The 21,231-nt window shown below is 72.3% G+C and carries 19 protein-coding genes; 9 read left to right on the forward strand and 10 right to left on the reverse strand.

Going from position 1 to position 21,231, the window contains the following annotated elements:
* Window positions 1–77 precede the first annotated feature (77 nt).
* The 7 genes from OHB04_RS04820 to OHB04_RS04850 form a co-directional block, all read right to left on the reverse strand.
* Window positions 78–1,223, reverse strand: coding sequence for an ABC transporter ATP-binding protein (locus OHB04_RS04820; RefSeq protein WP_326806873.1), 1,146 nt, complete (start codon window positions 1,221–1,223; stop codon window positions 78–80).
* Complete coding sequence (locus OHB04_RS04825) at window positions 1,220–2,389, reverse strand: ABC transporter ATP-binding protein (protein ID WP_405806697.1); 1,170 nt, start codon at window positions 2,387–2,389, stop codon at window positions 1,220–1,222. The genes OHB04_RS04820 and OHB04_RS04825 overlap by 4 nt, the downstream gene beginning before the upstream one ends.
* Window positions 2,373–3,341, reverse strand: a complete 969-nt coding sequence (locus OHB04_RS04830) for an ABC transporter permease (RefSeq protein WP_326806874.1) — start codon at window positions 3,339–3,341, stop codon at window positions 2,373–2,375. Before OHB04_RS04830 ends, OHB04_RS04825 begins: the two co-directional genes overlap by 17 nt.
* Complete coding sequence (locus OHB04_RS04835; protein ID WP_326806875.1) at window positions 3,338–4,450, reverse strand: ABC transporter permease; 1,113 nt, start codon at window positions 4,448–4,450, stop codon at window positions 3,338–3,340. The genes OHB04_RS04830 and OHB04_RS04835 overlap by 4 nt, the downstream gene beginning before the upstream one ends.
* Entirely contained in the window at window positions 4,447–6,039 is a 1,593-nt protein-coding gene (locus OHB04_RS04840; protein ID WP_326686433.1) for an ABC transporter substrate-binding protein, read from the reverse strand. Before OHB04_RS04840 ends, OHB04_RS04835 begins: the two co-directional genes overlap by 4 nt.
* 572 nt (window positions 6,040–6,611) lie before the next feature.
* Entirely contained in the window at window positions 6,612–7,454 is an 843-nt protein-coding gene (locus OHB04_RS04845; protein WP_326806876.1) for a hypothetical protein, read from the reverse strand.
* Window positions 7,455–7,597: 143 nt separating this feature from the next.
* Complete coding sequence (locus OHB04_RS04850; RefSeq protein ID WP_326806877.1) at window positions 7,598–8,137, reverse strand: RrF2 family transcriptional regulator; 540 nt, start codon at window positions 8,135–8,137, stop codon at window positions 7,598–7,600.
* A gap of 202 nt (window positions 8,138–8,339) precedes the next feature.
* Between OHB04_RS04850 and OHB04_RS04855 the strand changes: the two genes are divergently transcribed.
* Window positions 8,340–8,885 carry a cupin domain-containing protein gene (locus OHB04_RS04855; protein ID WP_326686436.1) on the forward strand — a complete coding sequence of 182 codons (546 nt, stop codon included), beginning with the start codon at window positions 8,340–8,342 and terminating at the stop codon, window positions 8,883–8,885.
* Window positions 8,886–9,036: 151 nt separating this feature from the next.
* On the opposite strand, the gene OHB04_RS04860 is transcribed toward OHB04_RS04855, so the two are convergent.
* Window positions 9,037–9,966 carry a zinc-binding dehydrogenase gene (locus OHB04_RS04860; RefSeq protein ID WP_326686437.1) on the reverse strand — a complete coding sequence of 310 codons (930 nt, stop codon included), beginning with the start codon at window positions 9,964–9,966 and terminating at the stop codon, window positions 9,037–9,039.
* Between the two features lie 142 nt (window positions 9,967–10,108).
* On the opposite strand from OHB04_RS04860, the gene OHB04_RS04865 reads away from it, so the two are divergent.
* Complete coding sequence (locus OHB04_RS04865; RefSeq protein WP_326686438.1) at window positions 10,109–10,753, forward strand: TetR/AcrR family transcriptional regulator; 645 nt, start codon at window positions 10,109–10,111, stop codon at window positions 10,751–10,753.
* Between the two features lie 107 nt (window positions 10,754–10,860).
* Window positions 10,861–12,795, forward strand: a complete 1,935-nt coding sequence (locus tag OHB04_RS04870; RefSeq protein ID WP_326686439.1) for a glycoside hydrolase family 15 protein — start codon at window positions 10,861–10,863, stop codon at window positions 12,793–12,795.
* Window positions 12,796–12,886: 91 nt separating this feature from the next.
* On the opposite strand, the gene OHB04_RS04875 is transcribed toward OHB04_RS04870, so the two are convergent.
* Entirely contained in the window at window positions 12,887–13,354 is a 468-nt protein-coding gene (locus OHB04_RS04875) for a response regulator transcription factor (RefSeq protein ID WP_326686440.1), read from the reverse strand.
* Window positions 13,355–13,515: 161 nt separating this feature from the next.
* On the opposite strand from OHB04_RS04875, the gene OHB04_RS04880 reads away from it, so the two are divergent.
* On the forward strand, window positions 13,516–13,953 hold the full coding sequence (locus tag OHB04_RS04880; RefSeq protein WP_326686441.1) for a cold-shock protein: 438 nt from the start codon (window positions 13,516–13,518) through the stop codon (window positions 13,951–13,953).
* A 570-nt stretch (window positions 13,954–14,523) separates the two neighbouring features.
* Here OHB04_RS04880 and OHB04_RS04885 read toward each other — a convergent pair.
* Window positions 14,524–15,162 (reverse strand): LysM peptidoglycan-binding domain-containing protein, encoded by a 639-nt coding sequence (locus OHB04_RS04885; protein ID WP_326686442.1) that lies wholly within the window; start codon window positions 15,160–15,162, stop codon window positions 14,524–14,526.
* Window positions 15,163–15,963: 801 nt separating this feature from the next.
* Between OHB04_RS04885 and OHB04_RS04890 the strand changes: the two genes are divergently transcribed.
* The 5 genes from OHB04_RS04890 (at window position 15,964) to OHB04_RS04910 (ending at window position 21,156) form a co-directional block, all read left to right on the forward strand.
* Window positions 15,964–16,725, forward strand: coding sequence for a DeoR/GlpR family DNA-binding transcription regulator (locus OHB04_RS04890; RefSeq protein ID WP_326686443.1), 762 nt, complete (start codon window positions 15,964–15,966; stop codon window positions 16,723–16,725).
* A 177-nt stretch (window positions 16,726–16,902) separates the two neighbouring features.
* Window positions 16,903–18,279, forward strand: a complete 1,377-nt coding sequence (locus OHB04_RS04895) for an ABC transporter substrate-binding protein (protein WP_326806879.1) — start codon at window positions 16,903–16,905, stop codon at window positions 18,277–18,279.
* Window positions 18,276–19,262 carry a carbohydrate ABC transporter permease gene (locus OHB04_RS04900; RefSeq protein WP_326686445.1) on the forward strand — a complete coding sequence of 329 codons (987 nt, stop codon included), beginning with the start codon at window positions 18,276–18,278 and terminating at the stop codon, window positions 19,260–19,262. The genes OHB04_RS04895 and OHB04_RS04900 overlap by 4 nt, the downstream gene beginning before the upstream one ends.
* On the forward strand, window positions 19,259–20,170 hold the full coding sequence (locus tag OHB04_RS04905; RefSeq protein WP_326686446.1) for a carbohydrate ABC transporter permease: 912 nt from the start codon (window positions 19,259–19,261) through the stop codon (window positions 20,168–20,170). Before OHB04_RS04900 ends, OHB04_RS04905 begins: the two co-directional genes overlap by 4 nt.
* Entirely contained in the window at window positions 20,167–21,156 is a 990-nt protein-coding gene (locus OHB04_RS04910) for a zinc-dependent alcohol dehydrogenase family protein (RefSeq protein ID WP_326686447.1), read from the forward strand. The genes OHB04_RS04905 and OHB04_RS04910 overlap by 4 nt, the downstream gene beginning before the upstream one ends.
* Window positions 21,157–21,231: the final 75 nt, after the last annotated feature.

Below are 21,231 nucleotides of genomic sequence, written 5' to 3' on the forward strand. Positions count from 1 at the left end.
GCGGCTCTCCGGTGCGGCGGCGTGCGGGCCGGTGCGGCGGCGGTGGGCCGGGACGGCCGCGTGTGGGCCGGGGCCGGTCAGCGGCGCGCGGGGGCGAGCGTGTGCCGCAACTCCTCGGCGTGGTGGCAGGCGGCGGCGTGCGCCGCCGCCTGCCCGCTGCCGGGGCCGGGGCCGGGCAGCAGGACGGGCTCGGTGCGGCACGCGTCGTCGGCGAAGCGGCAGCGCGGTGCGAAGACGCACCCCTGGTCGTCCGGCCAGGGTTCGCGGTCCTGGGGCGGGCGCAGCTCGGCGGGGCGCGGGCCGTCCGGCTCGCCGCTGTCGCGCACGCGCGGCGCCGAGGCGGTCAGCAGGGCGGTGTAGGGGTGGGAGGGGCGCTCCAGCACCTGGCTGACGGTCCCCTGTTCGACCAGCCGGCCCCGGTAGAGGACGGCGACCCGGTCCGCGATCCCGGCCAGCGAGCTGAGGTCGTGCGAGATGACGACGACGGCGAGGCCCATCTCCTCGCGCAGCCGGTCGAGGAGGCGCAGGACGAGGTTCCGGTTGGAGGCGTCGAGCGCGCTCACCGGCTCGTCGGTGATCAGCAGCTCGGGACGGGTGACCACCGCGCGGGCCAGGGAGACGCGCTGGCGCTGTCCCCCGGAGATCTGCGCGGGGGTCCGGTCGCCGAGCAGGTCCGGGTCGAGCCCGGCCAGCGCGAGCGCCTCGTCCGCCCGTTCGGCCCGCGTGCGGCGATCCCGCGTCCCGGCCGCCGCGAGGGGTTCGGCGACGATCCGGCGCACCGTCAGCTCAGGATCCTGGGAGCGCAACGGGTCCTGGAACATGTACTGCACCCGGCCCGAGCGGCGGAAGTCCCGCAACTGTCGGGCGCGCAGCCCCGCCAGATCGTGCCCGGCGCAGGTGATCCGCCCGGCGCCGGGGCGCACCAGCCCGACGGCGGCGCGGGCCAAGGTGGTCTTGCCCGAGCCGGTCTCACCGATGATCCCGACGATCTCCCCGGCCCGTACGGTCAGGTCGACCCCGGCGAGCACCCGCTGGTCCCCGGCCCGTCCGGGCCCGGAGCGCACGCTCGTGCGGCGGCCGTAGGAGACGTCCAGCCCCGCGATGTCGAGCAGAACGTCCCCCGCCTCCCCCGTCTCCCCCGCCTCGCCCCTCCCGGCGGGTACGCGTGCGGACGCGGACGTGGGTGCGGGAGTGGGTGCGGTCGCGGCGAGCCCTGCGGTCATGGCTGCGCTCCTTCCGTGAGGGCGGTGCGGGCGGCGGGCGCGGGGGTGGCGGCGGCGCGACGCCCGTCGGGTTCGGGCGAACCGGCGGCGTCGTGGGAGCCGGCGGCGTCGTGGGAGCCGGCGGCGTGAGGCTCATCGGCGCCCCGACGTCCGTCGGCGCCGGGGGTCAGCAGGCAGCGGGAGCGGCGCCCGTCGGCGCTGACGGCCAGCTCCACCGGGGCCTCGGTGCACCGGGGTTCGGCGTACGGGCACCGGTCGGCGAAGCGGCAGCCGGGCAGTTCGGCCCCGGCCTCGGGGGGCTGTCCTTCGATGACTTCCAGTTCGCGGCGGCCCCAGGCGCCCAGCGAGGCGACGCGCAGCAGGGCTTCGGTGTAGGGGTGCGCGGGTGCGGCGAGGACAGCCTCGGTCGGACCGTCCTCGACGATCTCCCCCGCGTACATCACCACGACCCGGTCGCAGCCCTCGGCCACCACGGCGAGGTCGTGGGTGACCAGCACCAGAGCGAGGCCGTGTGCGGTGCGCAGGGACTGGAGAAGTTCGAGGATCTCGGCCTGGATGACGACGTCCAGCGCGGTCGTCGCCTCGTCGGCGATGAGCAGTTCGGGCTCGCAGGAGACGGCGATGGCGATCAGGACGCGTTGCAGCATGCCGCCGGACAGCTCGTGCGGGTAGCGGTCGTACAGCTCGTCCGGCCGGTGCAGCCCGACGGCGCCGAACAGTTCGACGGCCCGCTCGCGCGCGGCCGGACGGGACAGTCCGCGTCCGACGCGGAGCTGTTCGGACAGCTGGCGGCCCACCGTGAGCGAGGGGTTGAGGTAGGAGGCGGGGTCCTGGAAGACGGCCGCCACCCGGCGCCCGCGCACGGTGTTCCACCGCGCGCGGTCCAGGCCGGTCAGCTCGGTCGTCCCGTCGCCGTCGGGATCGGCGAGACCGATGCGTCCGCCGGTCACGGCGATGCCGTCCGGCAGTACGCCCAGGACGGAGCGGCAGGTGAGGCTCTTGCCGCTGCCGGACTCCCCCACCAGGCCGACGGCCTCGCCACGGTGGAGGGTGAGGTCCACCCGTCGGACGGCGCGCGCGGCGCGGCCTCCGGACCCGATGGTGACGTCGAGTCCCTCGACGGTCAGCACGGGCGGGGCGCCGGTCGGTTCAGCCGGTCGTGACACGGGAGTCGGCCTCCTCGGTACGGGGTGTGCCGGGTTCGGGGGCGCCGGCGGAAGCGGACGTGCCGCCGGGATCGGGAGCGCTGTCGGCGGAAGCGGGGACAGGGGCAGGGGAAGCGGCGGAGAGCGGGGCGAGGGCGTCGCCGGTGCCGCTGTCCCTGACCGCGTCGGCCAGCAGGTTGAGGGCGCCGACGGTGAGCATGATCGCCAGCCCGGGAAAGAGCGGGGACCACGGCTGCTGGGCGAGATAGCCCAGGTCGGAGGCGAGCATGCCGCCCCAGGTCGGATGCGGCGGCTGGACGCCGAGGCCGAGGAAGGTCAGCGAGGAGACCACCAGCAGCGCCTGGCCGATGGCCTGCGCGGTGGTCACGGCCACGGTGGGCAGGATCTTCCCCCAGATGTGGACCCGCAGGATCCACCACCGCGAGGCGCCCATCAGCTCGGCGGCCTCCACGTACTGCGCCTGCCGCAGGCCGAGCGCCGCGGCGCGGGTGACGCGGAAGTAGAGGGGAGCGAACAGCACACCGAGGGCGAGCATCGCCTGGTGCATGCCGTTGCCGAGCGCCGCGACGACCGCGATGGCGAACACCGTGAACGGCATGACCATCAGCGTGTCGGCGACGCGTTGCAAGCTCCACTCGACGGTCCTGCCGAGCCAGACCGAGGCGAGTGCGGGCAGCACTCCCAACAGCATCGCGGCGCCGACGGCCTCCAGGGCCCCTACGACGGACAGCCCGGTGCCCGCCACCAGCCTGCTGAGCACGTCCCGTCCCAGGTAGTCGGTGCCCAGCGGGTTGCCGAGGCTGGGCCCGCGCAGCATCTGTCCGGGGTGCTGGGCCAGCGGATCGTGCGGGACCAGGGCGCCGCCCGCGAGGGCGAGCAGCGCGATCAGCGCGAGCACGGCGAGGGCGGCCCGTGCGGAGGGGAGCCGCAGGGCGCGGCGCAGCGTCCTCATGAGGTGCTCCCTTCGCCCGGGGTGCTCCCGTGGCGGGCCCCGGTGACGCGTACGAGACGGCCCGGGCGCCCGGCACGCGGGGCGCCTTCGGCTCCTCGGGCTCTTCCGGCTCCTCGGGTCTTCCCGACTCCTCGGGCCTTCCCGGGCCCCGTGCGCCGCACCGCCGCCGGGTTGAGCGCGGTGAGCGCCGCGTTGACGGCGAGGTTGGCGACGACGACCACCGCGACGGTGACCAGCAGCGTGCCCTGGACCACCGGCACGTCGTGCTGCTCGGCGGCCTGGAGGGAGAGCTGGGCCATGCCGGGGAGGTTGAAGATCTTCTCGGTGACGACGGCGCCTCCGAGGATGAGGGGGACGCTCATGCCCAGGACCGTCAGCGCGGGTCCCGCGGCGTTGCGCAGCACGTGCCCGAACAGCACGCGGCGCGCCGAGAACCCGCGCATCTCGGCGCCGGTCACATAGTTCTCGCGCAGCGCGCCCACCAGGGAGGTGCGCAACTGCCGGGCGAGCGAGGCCGCCGCGTCCAGGCTCAGCGCGAAGGCGGGCAGGATCGCGTACCGCAGCCACTGTCCGGGCCCGGTCTCCAGCGGCTGGTAGCCGCCCGTGGGAAGGGCGCCGAACTGCACGGCGAAGATGATGATGAGCACGATGCCGATGAGGAACGGCGGCAGCGTGGACAGCACGGAGCAGACCAGGGTGACGGCGCGGTCGATCCGGCCGCCGTTGTTCAGCGCGGCGGCGATCCCGGCGCCCCCGCCCATGAGTACGGCCAGCAGCAGGGCGAGTCCGGCGATGGACAGGTCCACGGGGAGGGCTTCGGCGATGCTGTCGGAGACCGGGACGCCGGTGAACCAGGAGATGCCCAGGTCGCCGGTGACGGCGCCGCCCAGCCAGTGGAGGAACTGTTCGGGCAACGGCTTGTCGAGCCCGAACTGCGCCTCCATGCGGGCGATGTCGGTCGGGGTGGCGAGGTCCCCCAGCACGGCGGCTGCCGGGTTGGCCTCGGAGAGCGCGCCGAGCGCGAAGGTCAGCACGGAGGCGAGGAGCAGCACGGTGACGGTGGTCACCAGCACTCTTCCCAGCGGCCGTGCCGCGGCGGTGGCACTCATGAGACGGTGACCCCCTCGAAGCGCTGGACGACGGGATGGGCGGGGATCTCGGATACCTGCGCGTTGCGGGCGAGGATGCGCGGGATGGTGTAGAGGAAGACGTTGGGCATCTCGCGCACCGCGATCCCGCTCGCCTCGCGCAGCACCTTCGGATAGTGCGGCGCTTCGAGCGGGGTGCGGCGCACGGCGTCCAGGGCCTTCTCCAGCTTCGGCGAGACCTGGCGCCCCGGGTTCATCAGCCCCTCCTTGCCGAAGAGGACCTGGAACCCCTGGGTGGCGGACTCCCGGCCGGCGAACTGGTCGACGTAGAGCGCCTTGGCGCGCTGGACGTACACGATCTGGGTGGCCTGCGCTGCGGGGATGGTCTCGATCTTCACGTCGATGCCGACGCGTTTGAGCTGTGCCTGGAGCAGTTCGGGGACGCCCTCGGCCTGCTGGGTGGTGAGGGTGATCTCCAGCCCCTTGGCGTGTCCGGCCTTGGCGAGCAGCTTTCTGGCCTTGGCCGGGTCGTAGGGGAAGAGCCGGTCGAGCGCCTTGTCGTGGCCCGCGTACCCATCGGGGAAGGGCTGGCGGGTGACCTCGCCGTGGCCGAACAGCGCGGTCTTGAGGAGCTGTTCGCGGTCGACGGCGTACTTCAGGGCGAGCGCGACATCGGGGTCGTCGAACGGCTTCTTGCCGGTGTGCACGTCGAGGACGGCGACCACCATGGAGGGGATGACCTGCACCTGGAGCCCGGCCGCCCGCGCCGCCTTGACCTGACTGCCGGGTATCTGGGCGACGTTGTACTGCCCGGAGGTCAGCGAGGCCACAACGGTGGAGCCCTCCGGCAGCGGGTACAGCTCGAAGTTGTCGACCTTGATGTGCCGTGCGTCCCAGTAGCGCGGGTTGCTGCGCAGGATCGCCCGGGAGTTCTGGACGTAGGAGGTGAGGGTGTAGGGCCCTGCCCCGGCGGGCTGGGTGGCCAGGGCTCCGGGGTCCTTCTTGAGCGCTGCGGGGTTCACGATCATGCCGGTCTTGCCCGCCAGCAGCGCCGGGACCTGGTAGTCCGGCTCGGAGAGCCGCAGTTCGACGGTGCGGGGGTCCGGCGCGGCGATCGTCTTCACCCCCACCAGCTGCGCCGCGACGAGCGACTTGGGGTGATCGCGCCCCCGCTTGAGGCTCTTGACCACGGCCTCGGCGTCCAGCCGGGCCCCGTCGCTGAAGCGCAGCCCCGGCCGCAGCCGGAAGCGGACGACGGTGCCGCCGTGGCTGTACGACCACGAACTGGCCAGCGCCGGGACGGCCTTGCCCTCCTGGTCGAGCTTGGTCAGCCCGGCGTAGACGAGGGACAGTCCGTGCACGTCCCAGCCGGCGGAGGAGGTGACCGGGTCCCAGGATGTCGGCAGGTCCCACCCCCACTTCAGCGTGGAGGTCTCCCCCGCCGCCGCCGTGGTGGCCCGGCCGCCGCAGCCGGACAGGGCGAGGGCCGCGCCCGCCCCGAGCGAGGCGCCGAGGAGGGAGCGCCGGCGCCACAGCTGAGGCGGTGACGGCGGCGGTTGCGGTGGCGCGGAGCGCGAACGGGTCGGAGGGGTGCCGTCTTTCTCGGCCATGGGGTGGGGGCCTTTCGGATGCGCCGGCGTATCGAGGAGGGGTCCAGGGGCGGGGTCGGCCCTGGAGCGTTTCCGCGAGGACGGCGGCCGTCACGAGCGGGAAGGGGTTCAGAGGGGCCTGTCCTGACGGGCCGTCATCAGTGACGGCCCGTCAGGCGCGGGAAGGCGCGGGACGCTGATGCGCCGGGGGGGTGACGGCGCCGCACCGACTCGCACCCCTGCGGGAGCAGCCGTGCGGGCACGCTGACGGAGCGCGAGGGGCGCAAGGGGCGCAAGGGGAGGGGTGCCGGCGCCGACGCGGTGAGCGACGGCGGGAGGCAGACGCTTCCCCGGACGCGAACACGGACACGAAGCGGACTCGGGCCCGGCGGCCGGGAAGCCTTCGGGTACGCAGGGGGCGTCGGGTCGTCAGCGGTGGCGCGTCGGGAGGGACCGCGGGGTCAGCGACAGAGCGCGCTGGATGTGTGCCGGAAGTCCACGTAGCGACAGACCACACCGGGGTGCGTCGAATGCATGCCCAGTATCCTCACGGCGCGCCGCGGCCCTGTCAATGGACACCTACAGGTGTCTCATCAACTGAGACCCGTATGACCTGCGCTTTCTCCCTCGGCAGGGCGGTTCCGGGTCGCGGGGTGGGTGCGGGCCTCCTCCGGATGGAGCCACAGCGGACCGTTGCCGGTGGCCAACCGCACGGCGCCGGGCGGCGGTTCGCCTCCGGTCGTGAGCGCGGCCAGCTCAGGGCCGGTCAGGGTGCGCCAGCGCTCCAGCGCGACGGCGGGCGGCAGCCGCACCGGATCCGGCAGCGGCACGCGCGCGGCGTCGCGGGCCGCCGCCAGGTACGCGCTCAGCGGGCGGTGGCCCGGGACGCACACCGTGCCGCCGGGCCCCTCGAAGAGCAGCGTCGGCAGCGCGTACCGGTGCCCCTCCTCCAACTCCTTCGCCCCTCCCGGGTGCGGGCCCGGCTCTTTCAGGCCCCACACCTGCGGGTGGGGCCTGCGGGCCTCGGCGTGGTCCGCGCGCACCGCCGCGTCCACGGCGCGCTGCGCCATCTCCCGCGTCAGCCGGGCGGCGTCGAGCCCCGGCACCCCGCTGACCGCCTCCCGTACCCCCTCCGGCGTGTCGGCGGGGGTGCCCAGCACGAACGTCGTCTCGCGCAGCCGCCGCAGCACGCGCGACGCGGCCTCCTCCCCCTGCGCCGAGGCAGCCTTCACCGCGCGCGAGGCGGGCCAGCTGGTACGCGTCAGCCAGTGCAGCCGCTCGGCACAGGGCGCCCGGGTGTGCGCCGTCACCTCCCGGATGAACCCCTCGTACCAGCGCGCCTCGGCATCGGGGTCCGGGGCCGGATCGTCGTCCTCGTCGAAAAGGATCCCGAAGACCCGCCGCCACGAGGCGCCCGCACCAAGGGTCTGCCGCAACAGCCGGAAGGTGGGCTCGGCCCCCCACGCCCAGGGACACGCGGCGTCGGTGAACTCGGTGACACGAAGCGGGGCTTGGCCACCGGGGCCGCCCACGCCCGGGGCGCGCCCCGAACCTTCGCCGTCCGCGTCGTGCCGGGGTTTCATACCGAGGCGGCCGACTCGGGGACCTGGCGCCCGACATGGGGCTCGACATCGCGAGGCTCGGTCACGGGCACGGCTCCCACGGGCGCGGCCCCCGCGGGGGCGGCTCCCGCGGGGGCGGCTCCCGACTGCGCGGGGCGCGGGTGCGAAGCCAGGTCGGCGATGGTCGTGGCCCGGAGCCGGGCTTCGGCGGTGGTGGCCAGGTGGTGCCACAGGTCCGCGACGCCTTGCGCGGCGCCGGGGTGGCGCAGGCGGTCGGGGCGTTCGCCGCGCACGGTGAACAGCTCACCGTCGACGGCCGTCATCACCTCGGCGACGGTGATGGCGGCCGGGTCGCGGGCGATCCAGTAGCCGCCCTCGCAGCCGCGCTGGCTGCGCACGAGGCCCTCCCGCCGCAGGTCACGGAAGACCGATTTGAGAAAGCGGAAGGGGATGTCCTGCGAGGAGGCGATGGCCTCACACGTGAGGGGCCTGGCGCTGTCGGCGGCGAGTTCCACCAGCGACCGCACCGCGTAATCCGCCTTCGCCGAGATCTGCATGCGCACCGTCTTCCACGGGATCAGGTTCGGTTGAGCCGCCCGGTGACCGGCCGCGGAGCCGGCCCGGCGGCAATGGACACATCTTGACATCCTTTCCCGGCGCTCTCTACGGTCACTTTCCCGGCGCTCTCCACGGCCGGCGCCGAGCACAACCCACCACCCCTCCCCCCCCGCCCCTCCGTCCCGATGAGGCAGCACCGCCATGACCTCGCCCTCCCAGCCGCCCGCCGCCGGGCACGACGCCTTCCACCCCGACCTGCCGGACGGCCCGCCCGAGGCGGCGGCCACCAGCCCGCTGCGCGCACGTCTGCACCACGTCCGGGCCGACGACCTCGACGACGGGACGGCGCAGACGGGCGGCATGCGGCGGTTCGCCGCGATCAGCGGCGGCACCACCGGCTCGGAGCGGATCTGGATGGGTCAGACACATGTCGCCCCGGACACCGCCTCCGCCAACCACCACCACGGCGTGTCGGAGACGGCGATCCATGTGGTCAAGGGCCACCCCGAGTTCGTCTTCCTCGACGACTCCTCGGGCACGGCGGAAGAGGTCCGCATCCGTACCGCACCGGGCGACTACATCTTCGTTCCCCCTTATGTGCCCCACCGCGAGGAGAACCCGAGCCCGGACGACGAGGCCGTGGTGGTGATCGCCCGCAGCACCCAGGAGGCCATCGTCGTCAACCTCCCGGAGCTGTACGTGCTGGGGCAGGAGGGCCCGGACGGGGGCCAGGACGTGCGGAGTTGACCTCGCCGGGCCGGTGCTCCCTCGAACCGGTCACCCCCTGAACCGGTGACGACTTGAAACCGGTACCCCCGTTGGGCCGGTGACCCCGTCGGGCCGGTGCCCTCGCGGGCCGGTCACTCGGTGGAGCGGTGCCGGCAGCCGCCCCCCACGCTCAGTCCACTTCGAGCACGGCCTTGCCGTGCAGGCGGCGGCCGGTCAGGGCCTCGGCCGCCTCCGCCACCCGGGACCAGCTGCCCCGCCACGCGATACCCGGGTCGAGCTCACCGGCCGCCACCCGCCCGGCGAGCCACGTCAGGTCGCGAGTGAGCCCGGCGCACTCCAGCAGGTAGAAGCTGGCGATCATACGGTCGTGGCGCCCGCCGTTGCCGAGGAAGGCACCGAACGGGAAGGTCTCGGCCGCCCCCGCGGAGTGCCCGACCGATACCAGGGTGCCGCCCGCGGCCATGGCCTGATAGGCCGTCACCATCTGGGAACCGCCGACCAGTTCGACCACGCCGTCCACCGGCGCCGCGAGTTCCGACGGGTCCGCGACCACCTCGTGGGCGCCGAGCGCGCGCAGTTCCTCCCCACGTCCCCGCGGATCGCCGGTCGTCGCCGCGACCTGGGCGCCGCCGAGCCGGGCGAGCTGCACGGCGTAGCGCCCCACGCCGCCGGTGGCGCCGGTGACGAGGATCCGCCGGCCGAGGAGCGGACCGGTGCGGTGCAGTGCGCGCAGGGCGCTGGCACCCGCGACGGGGATCGTGCCGAGGGCGCCGGGGTCCGCGCCGGCGGGCGCCGTGCCGATCCGGGCGGTGTCCACCGCGCGGAGTTCGGCCCATGCCCCGTCGATGCCCACTGTCGTGACGGGGGTACCCGCCGCCGGGCCCGAACCGTCGGCCGCCGCCCGCTCCACGACTCCGGCCGCGTCCCAGCCGAGGACGGAGCCCTCGGACGCGTCCGGCACCCCGTGCGCGATCTCGCCGTGGTTCAAGGAGACGGCCGTCACCCGGACCAGAGCCTGGTGCGGGGCGGGTTCGGGGTCCGGGGCCGCACCGAGGCGCAGCCCGGCGGCGGCGGATCTGTCGGTCAGGAGAGCACGCATCGGGCGCACCTTTCACGGGAGGGAACTTCCACAGGGAGGGGAGGGGACGCCTCAAGGACGCCGGACACATTATTGCCACTGAGTGGCGTTAGCCGTCAAGAGGCAATCGCCTGTCCAGGGCGTGCACGGTTACACTCCCCGTATGGCCGAAGCTGTGCACAAGCCGCTGCCGCTGCGCGAGCGCAAGAAGATCCGGACCCGTCAGGCGCTGGTCGACACGGCGCTGGAGCTGTTCACCGCGCGCGGCTTCGACGGCACGACGCTGGACGAGCTGTGCGAGGCCGTCGAGGTCTCCAAGCGCACCTTCTTCCGCACCTTCGCCAGCAAGGAAGACGTCGCCATGGCCCCCACCCAGGACCTGTGGGAGGCGTTCCTCCTCGACCTGGAGACCCGGGAGCCGGAGAAGGGCGGCACCCTCCTGGAGATGCTGCGGGCCGGCGTGCTGGCCACCGTCGAGCGGATGCCGGACGAGGAGTGGCCCCGGCGGGTGCTGCTCAGCCGGCAGCTCGCGGCGAAGACACCGTCGATGGACGCGCACGGCCTGCACTTCTGCGACCGCACCAGCCGCGCGGCGCTCGACCTCCTCCGCCGCAGGCTCGACCTCGGCGACCCCGCCGACCTGCGTCCCCGGCTGGCCTTGGACCTCCTGGTCGCCGCGTTCAGCCACGCCCTGGAGACCTGGGCGGCCATCCCCGAGGAGGCCACCTGTGAGCGGCTCGCGGACGAGCTGCGCACGGCGTTCGCCGCGATCCCCGGCAGCCTGACGCTCCGCGCCGAACCCCGGTAGACCGCCGGCGCGCCGAACCCCGGTGGACCGGCGCGGGGCCCACGGGGCCCACGGGACCCACCGGCGCCCGGGTGGCCCGCCCGTGAGGCCCGTGGTACCGAGGATGAATGGGCCAATCTCCTCCAGACGGGCACGGCGGCAAGGAAGCGGCTGGGCCGTCGACGGCACGGGCGAGCGAGCCCGTCTGCTCCGCCGACGACCCGGATCCCGGCTACCTGCCCATCGCCGAGCACGGCCTCATCGGCGACCTGCGGACCGCGGCCCTGGTGGGCAGCGACGGTCGCATCGACTGGTTCTGCGCCCCGCGCTTCGACTCCCCCAGTGTTTTCGGCGGGCTGCTCGACGCGAAGAAGGGCGGCTGCTGGCGGGTCGGGCCGCTGTGCGAGGTCACCTCGGTGCAGCAGTTCTACTTCCCCGACACCAACATCCTCATCACCCGCATGCTGACCGTGGAAGGCATGGTCGAGGTCCAGGACTTCATGCCCGTCCTCACCGAGCGGGACCCGGACCACCGGCAGCGCCTGGTGCGCCGGGTGGTCAGCGTGCGGGGCCGGATGCGGATGCGCACCCGCGTCGCGCCCCGTATGAACTACGGGCGCGACACCCACCGCGTGGAGCGGATGCCGGACGGGGTGTGTTTCACCGGTGAGACTCTCGCCCTCCACCTGCACGCCGGACCCGAGCTGCGCCCGGACGGGCAGGACGCGGTGGGCGAGTTCGACCTGGCCGAGGGCGAGGTCGCGCTGTTCGTGCTGGAGGTCGCCCACCGCTCGGCCGACGCCCCGGCCGTGCAGCCGGTCGGGCCCGAGGACGCGGAGGACCTCTTCCGGGCGACGGTGCGCTTCTGGCGGAAGTGGCTCAGCGGCTCGAAGTACAAGGGCCGGTGGCGCGAGACGGTGCAGCGCTCCGCGCTCACCCTCAAGCTCCTCACCCACGAGCCGTCCGGCGCCATCATCGCGGCCCCCACCCTGGGACTGCCCGAGCGGATCGGCGGCGCGCGCAACTGGGACTACCGCTACGTCTGGATCCGGGACGCGGCCTTCTCCCTCTACGCCCTGCTCAGCCTGGGCTTCACCCAGGAGGCCGAGGCGTTCGTCGAGTGGCTCACCCGGTGTCTGCGGGACGCCTCGTGCGAAGAGGGCGGGCCGCTGCGGGTGATGTACTCCATCGACGGGCACGACGCCGATCTGACCGAGCACGTCCTCGACCACCTGGAGGGCTACCGGGGCTCCCACCCGGTGCGCGCGGGCAACGCGGCGGCCGGCCAGCTCCAGCTCGACATCTACGGCGAACTCATCGACTCCATCTACCTGTTCAACAAGTACGGCGCGGGCATCTCGCACCAGGCGTGGACCGACCTGTGCGAGATCCTGGACTGGCTCCTCGAACACTGGGACAGCCCGGACACCAGCATCTGGGAGACCCGCGCGGGGCCGCAGCACCACACGTACTCCCGCCTGATGTGCTGGGTCGCCGTCGAGCGCATGATCCGCATGGCCCACCAGCGGGGACTGCCCAGCGATCTCGCGCGCTGGACACAGGTGCGCGACCGGATCTACCACCAGATCATGGACCGCGGCTGGGACGCCGAGGCCCGCACCTTCGTACAGCGCCTCAGCGAGGAGGAGGGGAAGCCCTCGGCCAGGGTCGTGGACGCGGCCCTCCTGCTGATGCCGATGGTCAAGTTCGTCTCGCCGGCCGACCCCCGGTTCCACTCGACGCTGGAGGCCATCCAGCGCAGCCTGGTCGCCGACACCCTCGTGTTCCGCTACGACCCCGAACTGGCCCCGGACGGCCTGACCGGCGCCGAGGGCACCTTCTCCATCTGCTCCTTCTGGTGGGTCGAGGCGCTCACCCGCACCGGGCAGGTCGAACAGGCGCGGCTGGCGCTGGAGAAGATGTTCACCTACGCCAACCACGTGGGCCAGTACGCGGAACAGATCGCCCTCACCGGCGAGCACCTGGGCAACTTCCCCCAGGCGTTCACCCACCTGGCGCTGATCAGCGCGGCCATCAACCTCGACCGCGCGCTGGGCAGTTGAGCCCCCGGGGGCCGACGCCATGCTCCCGGCCCCCGGCGCGGCGGACGGCCGTCTCAGTCGCGAACGGCCGCTTCAGCGGCGGACCGCCGCCTCAGCAGCCCGCCGGGCGGACGAGGCCCGTCTCGTAGGCGAAGACGGCGGCCTGGGTGCGGTCGCGCAGGCCGAGTTTCACCAGGATCCTGCTCACATGGGTCTTCACCGTCTGCTCGGCGACCACGAGCTGCTCGGCGATCTCCTGGTTCGACAGGCCCTGCGCGATGAGCGAGAGGACCTCGGTCTCGCCGTATTCGTCGAGGTCGAAGGTCGTCAGGACGAGGACCTTCAAGGCGGCGTCGTCCCGCTCGGTGAGGCGCCGGGTCGCGTCGATGCCGCCCGGCCGTGGCATCCGTATGTCCACCAGGACCACGTCGGGGGCGAGTTCGGCGGCCTTGTCGACGGCGTCCAGTCCGTCCACCGCCTCCCCCACCACTTCGATGCCCGGTTCGGCGTTGAGCAGCACCGTGAAGCCCTGGCGGACCATCTTCTGGTCGTCGGCGATCAGCACACGGATGGTCGTCATGCGGTGTCCCCGGTGTCCTCAGCGTTCCCGCCCGGCAGTACTACGAACCGGCGGCCCCCGGTCCCCGCACCTCCGGGCGCTGTCAGGAGCACCGCCCGGTGGCGCTAAGATCCTGGTCAGCTGTTCGGGCAAGGGGCCCGGGATCGTTGGTGGGGGTGCGTATGGTCGCTGGTCGGGTTGTCCGGTTCGACGGGGCGCGGGGTTATGGGTTCATCGCGCCGGACCACGGCGGTGAGGACGTCTTCCTCCACGCCAACGATCTGCTGATCCCGGAGTCGTTCGTGCACACGGGCGTGGCGGTCGAGTTCGAGATCGAGGACGGTGACCGCGGGCTGAAGGCGTCATCCGTCCGCCTGCCGCACGGCGCCGAGGTGCCGGCGACGGACTCGCCCTTCCACGCCTCCGCGGTGCCCTCCTCGGGCCCGAGGTCCGAGGACGGCGAGGACCCGATGTGCGACGTGCTCAGCGTCGCCGAGTACACGAGGTCGGTCACCGAGCTGCTGCTCGCCGCCGCCCCCGCGCTGACAGGCGAGCAGATCCTGGAGATCCGCCGCCACCTGGTGCAGTTCGGCAAGAACCACGGCTGGGCCGAGGACTGATCCGCCCGCGGCACACCCGCCGCGAGCGCGCCCCGGGGCTCACACGTACCCGCGTCGGGCGAGCGTCGGCGTAGCGCTGCCCGTCGGAGGATTCTCCGTACCTCCACAAGCGCGATCCCGAAAGGGAGAACGCCAAATCCCCGCTCGGCCCCGCTGAGGCCCGTAGTCGGGACGTGGAAGGCAGCAGCTCGCTCATGGTCGGATCCCAGCCGGTGCCGGGTGCGGTGTCCAAGACCGGTTCGCGGGATCTGGGCGGCGAGGCGCACGTCCGTCCGGTCGCAGAGCTGCGGTTCGTGGTGCTGACGCCCCCGGACGGGCGGTTCGGGGGCGGGTGCGGTCATGCGGTCGTGCGGTCATGCGGTCGTGCGGTCGTGCGGTCGTGCTGCGTGAGCAGCTCGCCGGGCAGCGGCTGCTCGTGGGACGGCAAGGCACGGGGGTGCGCGCCTATGTGGACGGGCTGCGGTTCGACGCGTCGTCGCCTCGAACCTCTTCGGTGACATGTGTGAGGCGGCTGGTACGGGTTCGGACCCCGGCCACTCGCGGGCTGGAAGGGGCCGGGATCCGGACGGGTCAGTACCAGCCGTGGCGGTTGTGGAAGCGGAGGGCCGCTTCCCAGGAGCCGTAGCGCTCGCGAACGTAGCGCTCGGCACCCGCGTGCTGTTCGGCGACCGTGCCACGGCCCCAGGACTGGTCCGTCTGGAACAGGCCGTGGTACTTGCCGTTCTGGGCGCGCGGGTTGCCGCTGGACTCGCGGCGGATGATCTCCGCCTTGGCGCCGCCCGCACTGGGCACCGCCGCCGAAGACTGCCTCTTGGGGCGGGCCTGCGGCGCATGTGAGGACTGCTGCGGCACCTGTGACGACTGCCGCGGGGCCTGTGCCTGTGACGTCTGCGGAGACGACTGCGCCTCCGACTGCGACTCCGGCTGCGACGACTGCGGCGCCTGCTGCTGCGGGGGCGGCGCGGTGGCCTTCGGGCCCGGCTGGGGTGCACCTCCTTCACCGATCTCAAGGTGCTGGCCAGGGAAGATCCGGTCGGGGTCGCGCAGGCCGTTGGCCGCGGCAAGTTCCTGCCACGTCGTCCCGTGCCGCTCGGCGACTTCCGAGAGTGTGTCGCCAGACTGGACGTCGTACGCGAACGCAGGCGTGGCCGGAACCACGATCATGGCCGCGGCGAGGACGCCGAAGGTGGCGATCTTGGTCTTACGCATCTGAATCAGGTCCTTACCGTCGAGTCCATGGACTCTCTGTTGGGGTCAGAGGAAAGCCCGTCAGTGCGGTAGCAAACTCTCTCGGATCCGCTCCGGGCTGAAGATCCGTTCAGCTTCGCCGATCTTTCACCCGTCCAGAGGTACCGAAGGGTCCCGCTCGGCGGTACGCGGTGGCCCGGTCGACAGCTACGTCCGCCTCGATTCGCGGGCTCCCGGCCGTCGGGACGCCGCGACACCAGGGAACGCGGCCGGTCCAGCAGCGTGTCGTGCGCGTCCGGAGCCGCGGCGCCCGCTCGCGGTCGGCCGGCGGCTGCCGCACACCGCCGCCCCACGGCCTGACGGGACGGGGCACCACGCGACGTGATGGGCCGGGGCGCCCCCGCTCGCGGGACACCCCGGTCGTGTCGGGCGCACGGCGGGCCAGTTCCCCCGCTCTCCATGCCCGCAGCTTTTCCGTGCCCGTTTCACCTGGCGGATGTGCCCGTTTCGCCTGGATTAAGGGCATATTGAGCTCGGCCCCGACCGGCGAAGTCAAGGCCCTCTCCGCTCCCCCGCCGGAACCGCCCGGGAGATACGGGCGGGGAACGGGCAGGTCCGCCACACGAACGGGCAGGGGCACGGGACTCCTTGGGGCCGGACGCCGCAGGGCGTGGGGTCTTGCGGCATGCGGAGGGACGGGCATAAGCGGGCACGATCCGCCCCATGGGGAGGCTGGTCGCACGCGGCGAGGGCCGGTAGAACTTTCCACACGGGCAGGAACGGGCAGCCTCGTGACCGAACGGAGAGAGGTGCGCGCACGTCATGAGTGCGGTGGAGCGGCAGCGGAAGATCGTGGGCACGGCCCGGCGGATGGGTTCCGTCGATGTGGCCGCACTCGCCGATGACCTCGGCGTGGCCAAGGAGACCGTTCGCCGCGATCTGCGTGTGCTGGAGTCGCACGGTCTGCTGCGCCGCACCCACGGCGGTGCCTATCCCGTGGAGAGCGCCGGCTTCGAGACGACGCTCGCCTTCCGCACCACGATGCACGTGCCGGAGAAACGGCGGATCGCCGCGGCCTCCGTCGAGTTGCTCGGGGACGCGGAGACCGTCTTCGTCGACGAGGGCTTCACCCCTCAGCTGATCGCTGAGGCCCTGCCGACGGACCGTCCGCTCACCGTTGTGACGGCGTCACTGCCGGTGGCCAGCGCGCTGGCGACCGCGGGCGACTTCACCGTTTTGCTGCTCGGCGGACGGGTGCGGGGCGGGACGCTCGCGACCGTCGAGCACTGGACGACGAAGATGCTCGCCGGATTCGTCATCGACCTGGCGTTCATCGGCGCCAACGGCATCTCACGCGACCACGGGCTGACCACCCCCGACCCCGCCGTGAGCGAGGTCAAGGCGCAGGCGATCCGGGCATCGAGGCGGAGGGTCTTCGCGGGCCTGCACACCAAGTTCGGCGCTGTGAGCTTCTGCCGCTTCGCGGAGGTGGGGGACTTCGAGGCCATCGTCACCTCCACCGCGCTGCCCGGCACCGAGGCCCACCGCTACGCGCTCCAGGGACCGCAGGTCATCCGGGTCTGACCTCCGCGCACCCCTCCCCCTTCCACTCCCGCTCGTTCCACCCGCTCGCCCCCCACCCCTGTCCCCGTCCCCCGACCAACCCGTTCCCCCGTTCCTTCTTCCGTCCGCCGCCGGGCACCACATGCGAGGCCCCGCGCCCGGTTGGCGGCGTTTTGTACCTATTCGCCAGGAGCCCCGATGCGAAGTAAGAGCCGCAAGAGGACACGCAGGACCCGAGCCGCCGCAGCCGCTGTCACAGCGGGCGCGCTGCTCACGCTCCCCGCCTGTGCGGGTGCCGGAGCCCTCGGGTCAGGGGGCGACACCATCAACATCCTGATGGTGAACAACCCGCAGATGACCGAGTTGCAGAAGCTCACCGCCAAGCACTTCACCAAGAAGACCGGCATCAAGGTCAAGTTCACGGTGCTGCCCGAGAACGACGTCCGCGACAAGATGAGCCAGGACTTCGCCAACCAGGCGGGCCAGTACGACGCGGCCACGATCAGCAACTACGAGACGCCGATCTACGCCAAGAACGACTGGCTGCGCCCGATGGACGCCTACACCCGCAAGGACAAGAAGTTCGACCAGAAGGACATCCTGCCCTCGGTGCGCGAGTCGCTCACCGGCGAGGACGGCAAGATCTACGCGCAGCCCTTCTACGGTGAATCCTCCTTCCTGATGTACCGCAAGGACGTCTTCAAGAAGGAGGGCCTCAGCATGCCGAAGAAGCCCACCTGGCAGCAGGTGGCCAAGCTGGCGGCCAAGGCGGACGGCTCTCAGCACGGTATGAAGGGCATCTGCCTGCGCGGGCTGCCCGGCTGGGGCGAGCTGATCGCGCCGCTCACGACGGTCGTCAACACCTTCGGCGGCACCTGGTTCGACAAGGACTGGAAGGCGCGGCTGGACGACCCCGCGTTCAAGAAGGCGACCAAGTTCTACGTCGACCTGGTACGCAAGCACGGCGAGTCGGGCGCGGCACAGGCCGGGTACGCCGAGTGCCTCAACAACATGACGCAGGGCAAGACCGCCATGTGGTACGACGCGACGGCCGGCGCCGGCTCCCTCGAAGGTGCCAAGTCGCCCGTCCGGGGCAAGATCGGCTACGTCCCCGCGCCGGTGGAGAAGACGAAGAGCTCCGGCTGGCTCTACAGCTGGTCCTGGGGCATCCAGAAGGCCAGCCGCAACCCGGACAAGGCCTGGAAGTTCATCTCCTGGGCCTCCAGCAAGGAGTACGAGCGCCTGGCCGGCAAGGAGTTCGGCTGGCCCAACGTCCCGGCGGGCAAGCGGGCCTCCACGTATGAACTGCCCGAGTACAAGAAGGCGGCTGGCGCCTTCCACGAGGTCACCCGCAAGGCCATCACCGAGGCGAAGCCGCGTGACCCCGGCGTGCAGAAGCGGCCGACCATAGGCATCCAGTTCGTCGACATACCCGAGTTCTCCGACCTTGGCACCAAGGTCTCCCAGGAGATCAGCGCGGCCATCGCGGGCCGCCAGTCCGTCGACTCGGCCCTGCGCAAGTCCCAGGAACTGGCACAGGAAGTCTCCGACGACTACAAGGGGCGAGGCCAATGAGTACCCCGACGACCACTCCGGCCGCCGGCCCCACCGGAGCCCCGAAACCGCGCTCCGCACCCGACGCCGGAAGCCCGGCACCGGCGAGAAAGGGCCCGCCGGGCAAGCTGCGGGCCTGGGTGACGCGCGCACCGCTGCTGCCCGCCCTGGTGTTCATGATCGTGGTCACCCAGCTGCCGTTCGTGGCCACGCTGGTGATCTCCTTCTTCAACTGGAACGCGCTCTACCCCGAGGCCCGCAGCTTCGACGGCTTCGCCAACTACGTAGAGGTGCTGGGCGACGCCGACCTGCGTGACTCGGTACTGACGACCGCGCTGCTGACCGCCACCGTGGTGCTCGCCAGCCTCGTTCTCGGGCTGGCGCTGGCGCTGCTGCTGGACCGCAGCTTCCGGGGCCGCGGCCTGGTGCGGACCATGTTGATCGCCCCGTTCCTGCTGGTGCCGGTGGCGGCTGCGCTGCTGTGGAAGCACGTGCTGTACAACCCCGAGTACGGGCTTCTCAACGGCATGCTGACCTGGATCTTCGGGGACGACGGGCCACAGCCGGACTGGGTCGCGGAGATGCCGCTGGGCGCCGTGGAGGTCTCGCTGGTCTGGCAGTGGACGCCGTTCATGATGCTGATCCTGCTCGCGGGGCTGCAAAGCCGTCCGGCCGACTCCATCGAGGCCGCCAAGATCGACGGCGCCGGAGCATGGCAGATCTTCCGCTACCTCACGCTGCCGCACCTGCGCCGCTACCTGGAGCTGGGCGCGCTGCTCGGCTCGATCTACATCGTCCAGAACTTCGACGCCGTCTTCACCATCACCTCCGGCGGCCTGGGCACCGCCAACCTGCCGTACACGATCTACCAGGCGTTCTACCAGGGCCACGAATACGGCCTGGCCTCCGCCGCCGGTGTGCTGGTCGTGATCGGCTCCCTCATCATCGCCACCTTCGCCCTGCGGGTGGTCTCATCCCTCTTCCGTGAGGAGTCCCGCGTATGAGCGCCACGACCGGAGCGCCCCCGGCGGCAGGGAGTGTACGCACCACCCGGGCGGCGCGGGCCGAGAGCTCGCAGGCCCCCAAGAGCGTGCGCCGCAAGAACGCGGCCCTGGGCCTGCTGGCCTGGGTGCTGGGCATCGTCTTCGTCCTGCCGATGCTCTGGATGGTGCTGACCTCGCTGCACAGTGAGTCGGACGCCGCCACCAACCCGCCCTCGGTGGGCGCCTCGCTGACCCTGGACAGCTACCGCGAGTTCTTCGGCGGGGGCGGCGGCGCCAGCCCCTGGCCGGCGCTCGCCAACTCGCTGACCGCCTCGGTCGTCTCCACAGTGTGTGTGCTGGTACTGGCCCTCCCGGCGGCATACGCGCTGTCGATCCGGCCGGTGCGCAAGTGGACCGACGTGATGTTCTTCTTCTTGTCGACGAAGATGCTGCCCATCGTCGCCGGGCTGCTTCCGATCTACCTGTTCGCCAAGAACACCGGCCTCCTCGACAACGTGTGGCTGCTGGTCATTCTCTACACCTCGATGAACCTGCCGATCGCCGTGTGGATGATGCAGTCCTTCCTCGCCGAGGTGCCTCCCGCGCTGATCGAGGCCGCGCAGATCGACGGCGCCCGGCTGCCCACCGTGCTCACCCGGGTCGTCGCGCCCATCGCAGCACCGGGAATCGCCGCCACCGCGCTGATCTGCTTCATCTTCAGCTGGAACGAGATGCTCTTCGCGCGCGTGCTGACCGGGGTCGTCGCCCAGACGGCACCTGTCTTCCTGACCGGTTTCATCACCAGCCAGGGCCTGTTCCTGGCCAAGGTGTGTGCCGCGTCGCTCGTGATCTCCCTGCCGGTGCTCGCCGCGGGGTTCGCCGCCCAGGACAAGCTGGTCCAGGGCCTGTCGCTAGGAGCTGTCAAATGAAGGCCGCACTCGTCGAGTCCGTGGGCAAGGTCTCTCTCACGACCGTTCCCGACCCCACCCCCGGACCCCGCGACGTGGTGGTGCGGGTGGCGGCGTGCGGGCTGTGCGGTACGGACCTGCACATCCTCCAGGGGGAGTTCGCGCCCTCGCTGCCCTTGGTGCCCGGCCATGAGTTCGCCGGAGAGGTGGTGGCGCTCGGCAGCGAGGTCACCGAACTCGCCGAGGGCGACCAGGTCGCCGTGGACCCCTCGCTGTACTGCTACGAGTGCCGCCACTGCCGCAACGGTCACAACAACATGTGCGACCGCTGGGCGGCCATCGGCGTCACGCGGGCGGGCGGCGCCGCCGAGTTCGCGGTCGCGCCCGTCGCCAACTGCGTGAAGCTGCCCGAGCACATCAGGACGCAGGACGCCGCGCTGATCGAGCCGCTGTCCTGCGCGGTGCGCGGCTACGACGTGCTCAAGAGCCAGCTCGGCTCCCACGTGCTGATCTACGGCTCGGGGACGATGGGCCTGATGATGCTGGAGCTGGCCAAGCGCACGGGCGCCGCCGGCGTGGACATCCTCGACCTCAACCCCGAGCGGCTGGCCACCGCCAAGCAGCTGGGGTGCGGCGGCGCCGCCGCGAGCGCCGACGAGCTGGACCGGCCCCAGGGCTGGGACCTGGTGGTGGACGCGACCGGCAACGCGGCGGCCATCCAGGACGGGCTGGGCCGCGTCGCCAAGGCGGGCACCTTCCTCCAGTTCGGCGTCTCGGACTACGCGACGACCGCGACCATCGAGCCGTACCGCATCTACAACCAGGAGATCACCATCACCGGCTCGATGGCCGTGCTGCACAGCTACGAGCGCGCCGCCGAGCTGTTCGCGGCCGGGGTGCTGGACCCGGAGGTGTTCATCTCCGACCGCATGCCGCTGGACGCCTACCCCGAGGCGCTGGGCCGCTTCGCCGACGGCAAGGGCCGCAAGATCGTGGTGGTGCCCTGACCGAGCCCTCACCGAGCCCTCACCGGAAACGGTGAGCAGCACCGCGCCGCCAGGGGCCCCCGGCCCTGGCGGCGC

Origin of the sequence: Streptomyces sp. NBC_01775, from assembly GCF_035917675.1 — a bacterium.
GTDB lineage: Bacteria > Actinomycetota > Actinomycetes > Streptomycetales > Streptomycetaceae > Streptomyces.